Here is a 13901-nt window from a genome sequence, read left to right on the forward strand (position 1 = left end):
GCGCTCGACTACGACGACTCTTGAGTGCTTGGCACTCGGCACTCGGCGCTCCCGCGAGTGTGCAGGAGTTGTCGCACTCGAGCTCGAGTGCGACGACTTTCGCGCACTCGCGGGGGCGAGGAGCGGGGCGGAGACGGGCAGCGGGCGGGCACCGCCGGCCCCGCGCCCCGCCACCCGCGTCAGCCGATCGTCACGAGGGCGGCGAACAGCTCCGGCGCTCGGCGGTCGACGATCCGACCGCCGACGCGGATGCCGACCAGCGCGAAGACGGTGCCCAGCACGAGGGCGGCCGCCAGTCCGATCAGGCCGAAGGCCGGGTCGCCGCCGATGAGCGAGATCGCGCCGAGGACGATCGACGGAAGCGCCAGCAGGCCGGTCGCGGCCATGCTCCCCAGCATCACGACGCTCGAGATCATCCCGGAGCCCGGCGGCGTCTTCAGCGGGCTGTCCCCCGGCCCGGGCACGGGGTAGACGACGAGCGACGAGGCGACGCTCGACACTCCGAACCCGCTGAGCACGAGGGCCAGCGCCATGCCCAGCACGGCCGGGATCGCGTCGGCGCGTCCCGCGTACAGCGCGGTGCCCACCGCCACGACGACCACGGCCGGGATGCCGATGATCGCGGCGGCGACGACGCGACCGGCGCGGTCGGCCGACCCCGTCACTCCGGAGCTGACGTGCGCCGCCCAGGCGGTGCCGTCGTACGACACGTCGGCGCAGAGGGTCACGCCGAAGATCAGGCCGACGAGCACGGCCGAGAGCAGCACGAAGGTGTCGCCGCCGCTGCCGATCGCGGAGTAGAACACGGCGAGGACGACGACGGCGGGGATGACGAGGAGCCCGCGGCTGTAGCGCGGGTCGCGCCACCAGTAGCCGAGGGCACGCGCGGCGACGGCGCCGGTCGGGGTGCCGGGGAAGCGCCCGAACAGGCCGAGGCCCGCGGATCCGGAGGCGGAGTGCGCGCCGGACGCGGCGGGCTCCGCGAGCGCGTGCCGCAGCGCCCGGGCCCACGCCCAGACGAGGACGGCCAGCGTCGCGAGCCCGATCAGCAGGCGCGCGATCGCCGCGACCCAGTCGCCCGCGACGACGGATCCGGGGACGGCCCAGATCGCGCCGAGCGGCGACCAGCCGAGGGCGCCCGCGATCACGGGCAGGACGTCCAGGCCGTCGCGGATCACGTTCGTCAGGCCGAAGAAGAGCGGTCCGAGCAGGATGACGACGACGAGCACGACGCCGCCGATCACCTCGCGGTAGCGGCGGCTCGAGCCCAGGCCCGTGGTGAGCGCGCCGATCAGGCGGGACGCGACCACGCAGGTCGCGACGCCGATCACCGCGGCGACGAGGCCGGGCAGGATGCCGATCGGACGGCTCCACCAGGCGGCGGCGGAGGCGAGTGCGCCGAGCGTGGTCACCACGCCGGGGATGCCCGCGAGGCCCGCGGCGGCGAGCCCGAGGAGGAGGGTCCGCAGCGGGATCGGGAAGGTCGCGAGGGTGGGCAGGTCGAGGCTCTGGTCGGAGCCGGACAGGAAGATCGGCCCGAGCACCCAGCCGAGGATCAGAGCGGATCCGCCGAGGACGATCGCGACGTTCGCGAACGCGGGGTCCGTGCCTCCGAGCGCGACCAGGCCGGCCGCGACCAGGCCGAGCACCGCGATCGCGTAGAGACCGCCGAGGATCACGCCGATCAGCTGCCACACGTTCCGCGTCAGCGAGTTGCGGAGCAGGAGCAGCCGCAGCCTCAGGAGATGCGCAACCATGCCGGTCCCTCCTGGTGGGTGCGGCCGCCGACCAGCTCGACGAAGCGCTCCTCGAGGCTGGAGCCGGCGCGGACCTCCTCGAGGGTGCCGGAGGCGAGCACGCGGCCGTCGGCGATGACGGCGACCCGGTCGCACATCCGCTCGACGAGGTCCATGGAGTGGGACGAGACGATGACCGTGCCGCCCGACGCGACGAAGCCGGTGAGGATGTCGCGGATGTTCGCCGCCGAGACCGGGTCGACCGACTCGAACGGCTCGTCGAGCACCAGGAGGCGCGGGGCGCGCACGAGCGCGCAGGCTAGCGCGATCTTCTTGGTCATGCCCGCGGAGTAGTCCACGACGAGCGTGCGGTCGGCCGGATCGAGGCCGAGCAGGGCGAGGAGGTCGTCGGTCCGCTCGACGACGACGGAGCGCTCGAGCCCGCAGAGCAGGCCGTAGTAGGTGACGAGCTGGAGACCGGTGAGGCGGTCGAACAGCTTGACGCCGTCGGCGAGGACGCCGATCAGCCGCTTCGCCTCGAGGGTGTCCTTCCAGACGTCGACCTCGTGGATCGTGACGACGCCGCTGTCGGGGCGGAGCAGGGCCGTGGCCATCGAGAGGGTCGTCGTCTTGCCCGCGCCGTTGGGGCCGACGAGCCCGAAGAAGGAGCCGGCGGGGACGTCGAGGTCGATGTCCTTCACGGCCTCCTTGTCGCCGAAGCGCTTGCGGAGGCCGCGGATCCGCAGGGCGACCTCGCCGTGGCGGCCGGAGGCCTCGGGGGCGGCCCACGCGGGGGTCGCGGAGTCGGTGTGCGCGGAGTCGGTGTGTGCGGAGTCGGTGCCGTCGGCGGCGGTGCGCGCGGCGGGGCTCTCGGTGTCCGTGCCGTCCTGGGGAATGCCGGGGGGCGTCGTCCCGTCCATGTGTGTCCCTTCCGGGCCGCGGTGGGCGGCCGCTCCTCCACCCTAGGCAGGCGCTGCGGTCGGGGCATCCGTCCCGCGATGGAGTCGCGCGGAACGCGCCGGTGCGGCCCCGGCGGCTCCACGGGGCGGGGCGGAGCACGGCCGCCTACGCTGGCCCCATGCCCACGCTCCTCCTCGTCCGGCACGGACGCACCACCGCGAACACCGCGGGGATCCTCGCCGGACGCACCGCCGGAGTACGGCTCGACGACGTCGGACGCACGCAGGCGGCGCGCACCGGGGAGCGGCTGGCGGCGGTCGAGCTCGCGACCGTGGTGTCGAGCCCGCTCGAGCGGTGCCGGCAGACCACGCGCTTCGTCCTCGAGCGGCAGACGGGATCGCCGGCGACCGTGATCGACAAGGGCATCACCGAGTGCGACTACGGCGACTGGTCGGGGCGCTCGCTGCGGGATCTCGCGACGGAGCCGCTCTGGGCGACGGTGCAGAACCAGCCCTCCGCGGTGGTCTTCCCCGGCGGCGAGGGGATGCTCGCGATGCAGGCCCGGGCCGTGTCCGTGATCCGTCGGCACGACGCGGCGGTGGCGGAGGAGCACGGGGCCGGCGCGGTGTGGGCGGCGGTCAGCCACGGAGACACGATCAAGGCGATCCTCGCGGACGCGCTCGGCATGCACCTCGACCTGTTCCAGAGGCTCAGCGTCGGACCGGCGTCGGTGTCGATCATCCGCTACGGCGCGGGGCGACCCGAGGTCGTCGCGATGAACACGGACGCCGGGGACCTGGGCTGGCTGCGGAAGGCGGCCCCCGTGGCGGACGCCGCCGTGGGGGGCGGGGCGGGGCACGAGTAGGCGCGGGTTCGGGAGGGCCGCTTCAGGGCTCGATCGAGCGGCAGGGATGCGGGTGCTCGGCGGCGGTGGATCTCGATGCGCCCGCTCCGCGGGGGGCTCGGCCAGCAGAAGAGACGGCTGCTCGATCAGCAGGCCGCCCGAGCCCGACGCGCGCAGCCACTGCGGAGGCGGGCGCTCGTAGACTGGGGGCATGCCTCCGATCGTGCACGGATTCGACTGGCCCGATCGCGTCGTCGTGGGGACCGTCGGCTCACCCGGCTCGCGCTCCTTCTACCTCCAGGCCAAGACCGGGCCCCGCGTGGTCAGCGTCGGCCTCGAGAAGCAGCAGTCGGCCCTCCTCGCCGAGAAGATCGACGAGATCCTCGACCAGCTGATGACCGCCCAGGGCAACCCGGTCAGCGTCCCCGCCGGCACTCCCCCGGAGCTCGTCGACAACGACCCGCTCGACCAGCCCGTGGAGCCCGAGTTCCGCGTCGGCGGTCTCAGCCTCGGCTGGGACCCGTCCACCGCGCAGATCGTGATCGAGGCCTACCCGCTGACCGAGGCGGAGGACGACTCCGAGGAGGAGCCCGAGCCCACCGAGATGCTGCAGGTGAAGATCCCGGTCGGCACGGCGCGCGCCTTCGCGAAGCGCACCCTCGAGGTCGTCGGCGCCGGACGTCCGCTCTGCCCCCGCTGCGGCGAGCCGATGGATCCCGACGGGCACGACTGCCCGCTCGCATGAGCGACCCGGGCGGGCTCGACGGCGAGCTGGAGCTGGCCGGCCGGATCACGATCGCCTCGAACGCGACGTTCCTCGCGCAGCTCGGCGAGACGTCCGTCGTCTATAAGCCGATCTCGGGCGAGAAGCCGCTGTGGGACTTCCCGGACGGCGTGCTCGCGGGCCGCGAGGTCGCCGCGTACCTCGTCTCGGAGGCGCTCGGCTGGAACGTGGTGCCGCGCACGTGGCTCCGCGACGGTCCGCTCGGGCCGGGCATGGTCCAGCTCTGGCAGGACATCGATCCGGACCAGGACGCGGTCGACCTGGTGCCCGCCGACGCCGTGCCCGACGGATGGCGGCACGTCCTCGACGGCAGCGACGAGGAGGACCGCGACATCTCCCTCGTGCACGAGGACTCGACGGCGCTGCGCCGGATGGCCGTGTTCGACGTGGTCGCCAACAACGCGGACCGGAAGGGCGGGCACGTGCTCGCGCTGCCCGACGGCCACCGCTACGGGGTCGACCACGGCCTCACCTTCCACTCCGAGCACAAGCTGCGCACGGTCCTCTGGGGCTGGATCGGCGAACCGCTGCTCGAGGAGGAGCTGACGGCGCTGGCGCTCCTGCGCGCGCAGATCGACGGACCGCTCGGCGAGGCGCTCTCGGAGCTGCTCACCGAGGACGAGGTCGCCGCGCTCGCGAAGCGCTGCGAGCGGCTCGGCTCCTTCGGCCGCTTCCCGGGCCCGCGGGGCGGGATGCCCGCGGTGCCCTGGCCGCTGTTCTGAGCAGGGCGCGGTCAGAACTCAGGACGAACGCCTCCCGAGCGGCGGAGACGCGCTGATCCTCAGGCGCGGGAGCGGATCCCTCCTGCATCCTGAACGGCTCAGAAGCTCCAGCCGCGGCCGAACAGCTCCTCGCCCGGCGTCCCGCCGCCTCCCGGACCCGCGCCGCGAGCGCCGAGGTAGGAGGAGACGACGGCCGCTCCCAGGTCCTCCGCCTCCGGGTTCACCACCGAGCCGCCGACCCGGCGGGCGAGCGAGTCGATGAAGCGCGCGAGGCCCGGGTCGTCACCCAGGCGGAAGAACGTGGTGTGCGCGCCGAGGCGGAGCGACGCGTCGAGCTCGCGGACCGAGACGGCGACCGTCAGCGGGTCCGGCGGGTAGTCGAAGAAGACGCCGCCGTCGGGCTCGAGGTGCGCGGTCGGCTCGCCGTCGGTGACGATGAGCAGCACCGGCTGCGCGTTCGGGTGCTTGCGGAAGTGCCGGTTGGCCAGCAGCAGCGCGTGGTGCAGGTTCGTGCCCTTGTCCCACTCCGCGTCCAGGCCCACCAGCTGCTCGACGTCCATCACCTCGGCGCGGCGGCCGAAGGCGACGAGCTGCAGCGCGTCTCCGCGGAACCGGCTGCTGATCAGGGTGTGCAGGGCGAGGGCGGTGCGCTTCATCGGCACCCAGCGGCCGTCCATCGCCATCGAGAACGACGTGTCGACGAGGAGCGCGACACAGGCCTGCGTGCGCGCCTCCGTCTCCTGCACCTCGACGTCGTCGATCCGGATGCGCACCCCCGAGCCGACCGGCCGGCCCTCGCCGGCGCTGCGGGTGAGGGCGTTGGTCACCGTGCGGGGGATGTCCCAGGCCTCGGTGTCGCCGAACTCCCACGAGCGCGTCGCTCCGGAGCGCTCGCCCGCCGCGCCCGCGCGCCGGACGTCGCGGGCGCCCTGACGGCCGGAGACGGTCTCGGCGATGTCGCGCAGGAGCGCCTTGCCGAGCTGGCGCATGGCCTTCGGGCTGAGGGAGAGACGGCCGTCGGAGCCGCGGCGCAGGGTCCCGGAGTCGCGCAGGGCCCGCTCCAGGCGCTTCAGCGTCTGCGCGTCGACGGAGGCGTCCTCGCCGAGGCGCTTCGCCAGCAGGTCGAGGTCGAGGTCGTCGAGGGAGGAGCGGTCCGTCTGCGCGAGCTGGTCGGCGAGGGCGTCGAGGTCGGCCAGCTCCTGGAACACGCCCGTCCCGTCGCCGAGGCCGAGCCCCTGCTCGCCGTCCATCCGCTCGGAGCCGCCCCAGTCCTCGCCGGGACGGAGCCCCCGCAGGGTCTCGTCGAGGCGGCCGAGCGACTGCATGAGCTCCGGCGTGCCGAAGGCCTCCTGGGCGAGGGCGTCGAGCTCGGCGCGCTGCTCGGCGGTCATCGAGTTGCGCATCCGCTGGGCCGCCGCCGCGCGGGCGGCGAGCGCGTCGATCAGCTCGTCCACCGACTCCGGGCCCTCGGGGAAGTACTCGCCGTGCTGCTCCATGAAGGCGTCGAACTGCTCGGGGGTGTTCTCCCCGCGCGCGTGCGCCTCGAGCAGCTCGTTCAGGTCGCGGAGCATCGCGTCGATCGCGGCGCGGTCCTCGTCGCTCGCGTTCTCGAGGGCCTGCTTCATCCCCTCGAAGCGCTGATCGAGCATCTCGCGGCCCAGGAGCTCGCGGATCCGCTCGAAGTCGGCGCGCGCCTCGGGGCTCTGCCAGCGGTAGTCGCGGAGCTCCGAGACGGCCGCGGCCGGTGAGGGCGGGAGGCTGTCGAGCTGGATCTCTGCGAGCGCGCGGTCGCCGTCGTCCATCTGCGTGTCGCGGGCGAGCTGCTTGCGCTCGGCGAGGACGGCCTTGTCGAGGAGCTCGCGGACCTCGCGGAGCGTGCCGTCGAGGTTGTTCCTCTGCGTGAGCTCGCGACGCCGCTCGGCGACGCGGGCGGCCAGGTCGTCCAGGCCCTCGCGGTCGCGGGTGCCCCGGCGGAGGAACTCGCGCAGGGCGCGCTCGGGCGAGGTGCCGCCCATCACGTCCTCGCCGATCGCGTCGAGGGCCTCCTTCAGGTCGACCGGAGGAGCGAGCGGATCGGGTCCCCCGTCGTACTTCGCGTAGCGCGCGTCGCGCTTCAGCCGCCGGTTGCCGCGCGGAGCATCAGCCATAGACGGCCTCGCCCCCGCCCGTCTCCTTGCTCAGCTTGCGCGAGAGGTAGAGGCCCTCGAGGGCGAGCTCGACCGCTCCGGCGCGGCGCCCCTCCCCCACGGCGTCGAGGCGCTCGGCGACTTCGTCGTACACGCGGGCCTCGCCCAGCAGCGGCAGGCCGGCCAGGAACTCGCGAGCGGTCACCTGCTCGCCGGTCGTGATCATCGCGCCGTTCTCGACCGCCTCGACGAGCGGCCCGAGGTCGACGCCGCGCAGGTGGGCGCGGACGGTCTCGGCGGTGGCCTGACGGAGCAGGTGGTCGAGGATCTCGTCCTCGCGGCCCTCCTCCCCCGACTCGAACTCGATCTTGCCGCCGAGCACGTCGACGGCGGTCTCGAGGTCGATGGGGCGGGCGACCGCCTCCTCCTCGCCGCGGCGGGTGGCGCGGTGCAGGGCGGCGGCGGCGATGGTCTCGGCGCCGGCGATGGCGAAGCGGGCGCTGACGCCGCTGCGCTGGTCGACGGAGCTCGACTCGCGCAGGGCCCGCGTGAAGCGGGCGAGGATCTCGATGAGCGCATCGGGCACGGTCGCGACGAGGTCCGCCTCCTGCCGGATGACGGCGACCTCGTCGACGAGAGCGGTCGGGTAGTGGGTGCGGATCTCGGCGCCGAAGCGGTCCTTTAGCGGCGTGATGATCCGGCCGCGGTTCGTGTAGTCCTCCGGGTTCGCGCTCGCGACGACGAGGACGTCGAGGGGGAGGCGGAGGACGTAGCCGCGGATCTGGATGTCGCGCTCCTCCATCACGTTGAGCATGGCGACCTGGATCCGCTCGGCCAGGTCCGGCAGCTCGTTGATCGCGACGATGCCGCGGTGGCTGCGCGGGATGAGGCCGAAGTGGATGGTCTCCGGGTCGCCCAGGCTGCGGCCCTCGGCCACCTTCATCGGGTCGACGTCGCCGATGAGGTCGGCGACGCTGGTGTCGGGGGTGGCCAGCTTCTCGACGTAGCGCTCCTCGCGGGGCTTCCAGGCGACGGGCAGGTCCTCGCCCAGCTCCTCCGCTCGGCGGCGGCTCTCCGTGGTGATCGGCTCGTAGGGGTGCTCGCCGAGCTCGGACCCCTCGATGACGGGCGTCCACTCGTCGAGCAGGCCGACGAGGGTGCGCAGGAGGCGGGTCTTGCCCTGGCCGCGCTCGCCCAGCAGGACGATGTCGTGGCCGGCGATGACGGCGCGCTCGACCTGCGGGATGACCGTCTCGGCGAAGCCGTGCAGGCCCGGCCAGGGATCGCGGCCCTCGCGCAGGGCGTCGAGCAGGTTGTCGCGGATCTCGGTGCGGAGGCTCTTCTGCACGTGCCCGGAGGCACGGAGCTGGCCGAGGGTCTGGGTCGTCGGGCGCATCACCTCGGCAACGCTACGCCGCAGGTCCGACACGTGGTGGAGGTGCGGCGGATTCGCGGCGCGGGCTTGCGCGGGGGCCGCGCCGCGGACGGCTCAGCGCTCGAGGCGAGGGGCGGCGGCGAGCAGGCGGCGCGTGTACTCCTCCTGCGGTGGGGCGAGGAGCGACGCGGCCGGCCCCGCCTCGACGATCCGGCCCTCGCGCATCACCGCGATGCGATCGCTCATGTGCGCGATCACGCCGAGGTCGTGCGAGATGAGGAGGAGGGCGAGGCCGTGACGGCGCTGCAGGTCGTCGAGCAGGTCGAGGATCTGCGCCTGCACCGACACGTCGAGGGCCGAGACGGGCTCGTCGCAGATCAGCACGTCGGGGCGCGTCGCCAGGGCCCGGGCGATCGAGACGCGCTGGCGCTGACCGCCGGAGAGGGTCCGCGGCGAGCGCCGCTCCAGGGCGGGGTCGAGCCCCACGCTCTCGAGCAGCGCGGGCACGGAGGCGGCGCCGGCGTCGCGGAGGAGGCGGCCGACGCTCCAGCGCGGGTCGAACGAGGAGAGGCTGTCCTGGTAGACGGCGCCGATCCGCGGGCGGCGGGGACGGCGGGAGCGCTCGGTCGCTGCCGACCACGGCTCGCCGAACAGCTCGACGGCGCCCGCGTCCGGACGCCGCATCGCCAGCACGAGCCGGGCCACCGTGCTCTTGCCCGACCCGGACTCGCCGACGAGCCCCACGGTCTCGCCGCGCCGCAGCCGGAGGTCGACGTCGTCGACCGCGACCCGCACTCCTCCGCCGGGCAGCGGGAAGCGGGCGGCGAGACCGCGGGCCGCGACCACGACCTCGCCGGGAGTCTCGGGCGGGGTCGCCGGTGCGGTCGGGTCGGTGAGCCGGGAACCGCGCGGGCGCCCTGCGGGGACGGCGGCCACGAGCGCGCGGGCCTCGGGGCTGCGGGGCGCGCGCAGCACCTCGGCCGCGGTCCCCTCCTCCACCACGCGGCCGTCGGCCAGCACGAGGATGCGGTCGGCGAGGCCCGCCACCACCGCGAGGTCGTGCGAGACCAGGACGAGCGCCCTGCCGCGCGCCTTCTGCTCGGCGAAGAGCTCGAGCACGCGGGCCTGGACGGTGACGTCGAGCGCGGTGGTCGGCTCGTCGGCGACGAGCAGCGGCGGATCGAGCGCCACGGCCGCCGCGAGGAGGGCGCGCTGGCGGAGCCCGCCGGAGAGGTCGCCGGAGCGCTCCCGCATCCGCTCGGCCGGCTCCGGCATGCCGACGCTCGCCAGGGCCTCGACTGTCCGCTGCGCGCGCTCGGCCGCGGGGAGGCGGCCGTGGAGGCGGAGCACGTCGCCGATCTCGCGGCCGATCGGGCGCAGCGGGTCGAGCGAGAGCAGCGCGTCCTGCGGGACGAAGCCGACGGATCCGCCGCGCAGCCGCCGCAGCTCCCGCTCGCCCGCTCCGACCACCTCGGTCCCGCCGACGCGGACGCTCCCGGTCACGGCGCCTCCGCTCAGCCCCAGCAACGCTCGCGCGGTGACGCTCTTGCCCGACCCGGACTCGCCGACGATCGCGACGCACTCCCCCGGCTCCGCGCGGAACGAGACCCCGTGCACCACCTCGACTCCGTCGAAGGCGACCCGGAGCCCCTCGACGACGACCGCGCTCACCGCGCACCCCTCAGACGCCCGCCGAGGACCGTCGTCGCGATCGTGGTCAGCACGATCGCCAGTCCCGGGAACACGGTCAGCCACCACGCGCTCGCGAGGTAGGTGCGGCCCGCGGAGAGCATCGCGCCCCACTCCGGCGCGGGCGGCTCGGCGCCCAGGCCCAGGTAGCTGAGGGCCGAGGCCCAGACGATCGCCTGGCCGACGCCGAGGGTCGCCAGCACGGCGAGCGGCCCGAAGGTGTTGGGGAGGACGTGCCGGACGAGGATGCGGACGGGTCCGTGCCCCAGCACGCGTGCCGCCTCGACGTAGCCGGAGTCGCGGATGCCGAGCAGCTGCGTGCGCAGGATGCGGGCGTACCCCGGCGCGGTCGAGAGGCCGACCGCGATGGTGGCGGGGACGACTCCGGGACCCGTGACCACGATCACGAGCAGCGCGAGCAGGAGCGCGGGGAAGGCGAAGAGCACCTCGAGCACGCGGCCGATCACGCCGTCGACGACGCGGCCGCCGAACGCCGCGACCACCCCGAGCACCGCGCCGAGGACGAGGCCGATCGCGGTGGCGCTGGCGCCGATCAGGAGGGAAGCGCCCGCCCCCGCGATGAGGCGGCTGAGGACGTCGCGACCGGACTCGTCGGTGCCGAGCAGGTGCGCGGCACCCGGTGGGGTGAAGGCGTCGCGCGGGGCGACGGCGAGCGGATCGGAGGGGGCGAGCAGCCCGGGCGCCACGGCGGCGAGCAGGAGCAGCACGACGAAGAACGCGGCCAGCACCTCGCCGGCGCGGAGGCGGGAGGGACCCCGGCGGAGCGGGCGGGCGGCGCGCAGCTCGAGCTCGCTCACGCGACCGCCTCCCGCCGAGCCAGCCGCGGGTCGATCACGCGCGTCAGCAGATCGGTGGCGAGGGTCACGACGATGTAGGCCAGCGCCGTGACCAGCACGACACCCGTCACCACCGGCACGTCACGGACGGTCACCGCCGCGAGTAGCGTCCGGCCGAGCCCCGGCCTCGCGAAGATCGTCTCGACCACCACGGCCCCGCCGATCAGGTAGCCGAACGCCCAGCCCGAGAGCGAGACCCCCGGCAGCACCGCGTGGCGCAGGGCGTGGCGGGCGCGGACGCCGAGCTCGCCCTCGCCGCGCGCCCGAGCGGCGAGCACGAACGGCGACTCCAGCGCGTCGAGGAGGGAGCGGCGCATCACCTGGCCGAGGAAGCCCGCCAGCGGGATCGCGAGGGTCAGCGTCGGCAGCACCAGCCCGGCGGGCGACCCGGTGCTCACGGGGGGCAGCCAGCGCAGCGCGGTCGCGAAGACGGCGATCAGCACGGTCGCCAGCCAGAAGTGCGGGAGCGCGGCCGCCGTGAGCTCGAGGCCGGACCCGACCGCGGCGGCGAGCCGTCCGCCCCGGGTCGACCAGAGCGCGGTCGTGAGCGCGAGGATCCATGCGGCGGTGAGCGCGAGCACGGCGAGCAGGAGGGTGCCGGGCAGCTGCTCGCCGAGGATCTGCGCGACGGGAGTGCGCAGGGAGTAGGAGGTGCCGAGGTCGCCGCGCGCGAGCCTGCCGAGCTGCACCAGGTACTGCACGAGGAGCGGCTGGTCGAGGCCGTACTGCTCCCGCACCGCGGCGAGCGCCTCGGGCGACGCCTGCGAGCCCGGACCGCCGAGGATCGCCTGCGCCGGATCGCCGGGGACGAGGCGGATGAGGACGAAGACGGCGGTCGCGACGGCCCACAGCACCACGAGGGCGCCACCGAGGCGGAGGAGCACGCGACGGATCATGCGGGCGGGCGTCCTCTCTGGTCGGGCGGTGGAGGGGGCGTCGTCGAGGTCCGCTCCCTCCGGAGCACGCGATGCGCGACCGACGGCGGCTACTCGACCAGCATGGAGGACGGACCCCTGCTGATCGAGCAGCCCGCGGAGCGGACGCATCGAGATCCGCTCATCCCGATCGCGGGGTCTCGATGCGCCGCCGTGGCGGCTACTCGACCGACACGCGTCCGCTCATCGATCGGTGCAGGCGGCTCGCCGGGGCCGGGTCAGACCCAGGCGTCGGCGAACCAGGGGGTCGACACGGTGTCGAGGGCGACGAGGCCCTGGACGGCCGACCGGTGCAGGTAGTGGTTCTGCTGGTCGTAGAGCGGCAGGATCCAGTAGCCCTCGAGGACGATCCGCTGCGCCTGCTCGTACAGGTCGGCGCGGGCGTCCTCGTCGGTCGTCGCGCTCGCCTGCTCGAGCAGCGAGTCGAGCGCGGGGTCGGCGATCTGCGCGTGGTTGGCGAAGTAGCCGCTCGGCGCAGGGGTGATGCCCGAGGAGGAGTAGAGGATCCGCAGCACGTCGGGTCCGACCTTCGTGTACGGGGCGCTCACCAGCTCGTACTCGTTCGACGCGAGCGCGGTGTACCAGCTCGACAGGTCGAGCAGGCTGATCCGCACGTCGAAGCCGAGGGTCTTCGCCGAGGCCTGGATCTGCTCGAACAGCGACTGCTCGGCCGGGATCGACTGGTTGGTGCTGACGGGGAAGCGCAGCGTCAGCGGCGTGCCGTCCTTCTCGCGGATGCCGTCGCCGTCCGAGTCCACCCAGCCGGCCTTCTCGAGCAGGTCCTCGGCGGCGGCCGTCTCGGAGTCGGACCCGGCGTCCTCGAAGAGCGACGGGTCGGAGTACGCGGTCGCCTCGCGGCTGGACAGCGGGGAGTAGGAGCGCTCGGCGGTGCCGAAGAAGAGGGAGTCGATCGCGTCGTTCACGCCGACGCCGCGGACGAACGCCTCGCGGACGGACTCGTCGTCGAACGGCGCCTGGCCGGAGTTGAGCTCGAGGCGGTTGACCGAGCCGGGCCGGGGCGCGTCGAGCTCGACGAGGTCGGTGGCTCCGGTCGCGGCCTTCAGTGTGTCGGGCTGGGCGTTGTCGAGCACGTCGACCTCGCCCGACTGCAGCGCCGCGTAGCGGGTGGCGGAGTCGGGGATGAAGCGCCAGGTGATGCTCGCCAGGTGCGCGGGGCCCTCGTGGCCGTCCCCGGTCGGGCCGGTCGACGCGTCGTAGGCCTCGTTGCGGGTGAGGGTCACGTGGTCCTGCTTGACCCACTCCGAGACGGTGAAGGGGCCGGTGCCGACGGGCGCCTCGCAGTTCGCCTCCTCGCCGCGGGCGATGCCGGCGGGCGACTCGATCGCGGTCCACGGCTGCGCGAGCGACTCGAGCAGCGCACTGTCCGGCGCGGTCAGGGTGAAGCGGGCGACGGTCGGCGAGACCGCGGTGACGGAGGCGACCTTCGCCACGGCGAGGTAGCCGGTGGAGGACTTGGTCGCCGGGTCCTGCAGGTGCGCGATGTTCGCGGCGACCGCCTCCGCGTCGAGGGCGGTGCCGTCGGTGAAGGTCGCGCCCTCGCGCAGGGTGAAGTCGTAGCTGAGCGCGTCGTCCGAGACCGTCCACGACTCGGCCAGCCACGGCGTGATGGTGCCGTCGGCGTCGCGCGAGACGAGCGACTCGAGCACCTGTGTCGCGAGGAGCGCCTGCGGGTAGTTGCCGCCGACGTGCGGGTCGAGGCAGGTGGGCTCGGCGTCGCCGGACGCGTAGGTGAGGGTCCCGCCGTCGACGGGGGTGCTGGAGGCGTCGGGCGTCTCGGCGGTGCAGCCGCTGAGCAGGAGCGCGGCGGCCGCGACGACGGCGGGGAGGGCGAGGAGGCGGGAGCGCAGCGGCATGACGTCTTTCGTGGAGGGGTCGGGGGTGCACGCGTTTCTTGGACGCGACCCAGGAAACG

11 protein-coding genes are annotated in these 13901 nt (G+C 74.3%); 3 read left to right on the top strand and 8 right to left on the bottom strand.

Annotated features, from left to right (window positions below; genetic code table 11):
• Window positions 1–179: 179 nt before the first annotated feature.
• Both C5C49_RS03980 and C5C49_RS03985 read right to left on the bottom strand, forming a co-directional pair.
• On the bottom strand, window positions 180–1757 hold the full coding sequence (locus C5C49_RS03980) for a transporter (RefSeq protein WP_104345471.1): 1578 nt from the start codon (window positions 1755–1757) through the stop codon (window positions 180–182).
• The gene (locus tag C5C49_RS03985; protein ID WP_104314997.1) at window positions 1739–2656 is read right to left on the bottom strand and encodes an ABC transporter ATP-binding protein; all 918 of its coding nucleotides are present in this window, start codon (window positions 2654–2656) and stop codon (window positions 1739–1741) included. The genes C5C49_RS03980 and C5C49_RS03985 overlap by 19 nt, the downstream gene beginning before the upstream one ends.
• A gap of 158 nt (window positions 2657–2814) precedes the next feature.
• Between C5C49_RS03985 and C5C49_RS03990 the strand changes: the two genes are divergently transcribed.
• From C5C49_RS03990 to C5C49_RS04000, 3 genes are all read left to right on the top strand, one after another.
• The gene (locus tag C5C49_RS03990; RefSeq protein ID WP_104345472.1) at window positions 2815–3501 is read left to right on the top strand and encodes a histidine phosphatase family protein; all 687 of its coding nucleotides are present in this window, start codon (window positions 2815–2817) and stop codon (window positions 3499–3501) included.
• A 190-nt stretch (window positions 3502–3691) separates the two neighbouring features.
• Window positions 3692–4225, top strand: coding sequence for a DUF3090 domain-containing protein (locus C5C49_RS03995; protein WP_104225051.1), 534 nt, complete (start codon window positions 3692–3694; stop codon window positions 4223–4225).
• Window positions 4222–4986, top strand: coding sequence for an SCO1664 family protein (locus C5C49_RS04000; RefSeq protein WP_104345473.1), 765 nt, complete (start codon window positions 4222–4224; stop codon window positions 4984–4986). The genes C5C49_RS03995 and C5C49_RS04000 overlap by 4 nt, the downstream gene beginning before the upstream one ends.
• Window positions 4987–5084: 98 nt before the next feature.
• On the opposite strand, the gene C5C49_RS04005 is transcribed toward C5C49_RS04000, so the two are convergent.
• The 6 genes from C5C49_RS04005 to C5C49_RS04030 all read right to left on the bottom strand — a co-directional run bounded on the left by C5C49_RS04005 (window position 5085) and on the right by C5C49_RS04030 (window position 13842).
• Window positions 5085–7133 carry a VWA domain-containing protein gene (locus C5C49_RS04005; RefSeq protein ID WP_104345474.1) on the bottom strand — a complete coding sequence of 683 codons (2049 nt, stop codon included), beginning with the start codon at window positions 7131–7133 and terminating at the stop codon, window positions 5085–5087.
• Window positions 7126–8508, bottom strand: coding sequence for a magnesium chelatase (locus C5C49_RS04010; RefSeq protein ID WP_104262318.1), 1383 nt, complete (start codon window positions 8506–8508; stop codon window positions 7126–7128). The genes C5C49_RS04005 and C5C49_RS04010 overlap by 8 nt, the downstream gene beginning before the upstream one ends.
• Window positions 8509–8601: 93 nt before the next feature.
• On the bottom strand, window positions 8602–10158 hold the full coding sequence (locus C5C49_RS04015) for an ABC transporter ATP-binding protein (RefSeq protein ID WP_104345475.1): 1557 nt from the start codon (window positions 10156–10158) through the stop codon (window positions 8602–8604).
• Complete coding sequence (locus tag C5C49_RS04020; protein ID WP_104269115.1) at window positions 10155–10994, bottom strand: ABC transporter permease; 840 nt, start codon at window positions 10992–10994, stop codon at window positions 10155–10157. The genes C5C49_RS04015 and C5C49_RS04020 overlap by 4 nt, the downstream gene beginning before the upstream one ends.
• Complete coding sequence (locus tag C5C49_RS04025) at window positions 10991–11929, bottom strand: ABC transporter permease (protein WP_104327221.1); 939 nt, start codon at window positions 11927–11929, stop codon at window positions 10991–10993. Before C5C49_RS04025 ends, C5C49_RS04020 begins: the two co-directional genes overlap by 4 nt.
• Before the next feature lie 257 nt (window positions 11930–12186).
• On the bottom strand, window positions 12187–13842 hold the full coding sequence (locus C5C49_RS04030; protein ID WP_104345476.1) for an ABC transporter substrate-binding protein: 1656 nt from the start codon (window positions 13840–13842) through the stop codon (window positions 12187–12189).
• Window positions 13843–13901 lie beyond the last annotated feature (59 nt).

This window comes from Rathayibacter sp. AY1E2 (genome assembly GCF_002932325.1).
Classification (GTDB): Bacteria; Actinomycetota; Actinomycetes; order Actinomycetales; family Microbacteriaceae; genus Rathayibacter.

What these genes read in the sequence shown, in the direction of transcription:
- C5C49_RS03980 (WP_104345471.1), bottom strand. Translation starts at nt 1,757, where the DNA reads ATGGTTGCGCATCTCCTGAGGCTGCGGCTGCTCCTGCTCCGCAACTCG.
- C5C49_RS03985 (WP_104314997.1), bottom strand. Translation starts at nt 2,656, where the DNA reads ATGGACGGGACGACGCCCCCCGGCATTCCCCAGGACGGCACGGACACC.
- C5C49_RS03990 (WP_104345472.1), top strand. Translation starts at nt 2,815, where the DNA reads ATGCCCACGCTCCTCCTCGTCCGGCACGGACGCACCACCGCGAACACC.
- C5C49_RS03995 (WP_104225051.1), top strand. Translation starts at nt 3,692, where the DNA reads ATGCCTCCGATCGTGCACGGATTCGACTGGCCCGATCGCGTCGTCGTG.
- C5C49_RS04000 (WP_104345473.1), top strand. Translation starts at nt 4,222, where the DNA reads ATGAGCGACCCGGGCGGGCTCGACGGCGAGCTGGAGCTGGCCGGCCGG.
- C5C49_RS04005 (WP_104345474.1), bottom strand. Translation starts at nt 7,133, where the DNA reads ATGGCTGATGCTCCGCGCGGCAACCGGCGGCTGAAGCGCGACGCGCGC.
- C5C49_RS04010 (WP_104262318.1), bottom strand. Translation starts at nt 8,508, where the DNA reads ATGCGCCCGACGACCCAGACCCTCGGCCAGCTCCGTGCCTCCGGGCAC.
- C5C49_RS04025 (WP_104327221.1), bottom strand. Translation starts at nt 11,929, where the DNA reads ATGATCCGTCGCGTGCTCCTCCGCCTCGGTGGCGCCCTCGTGGTGCTG.
- C5C49_RS04030 (WP_104345476.1), bottom strand. Translation starts at nt 13,842, where the DNA reads ATGCCGCTGCGCTCCCGCCTCCTCGCCCTCCCCGCCGTCGTCGCGGCC.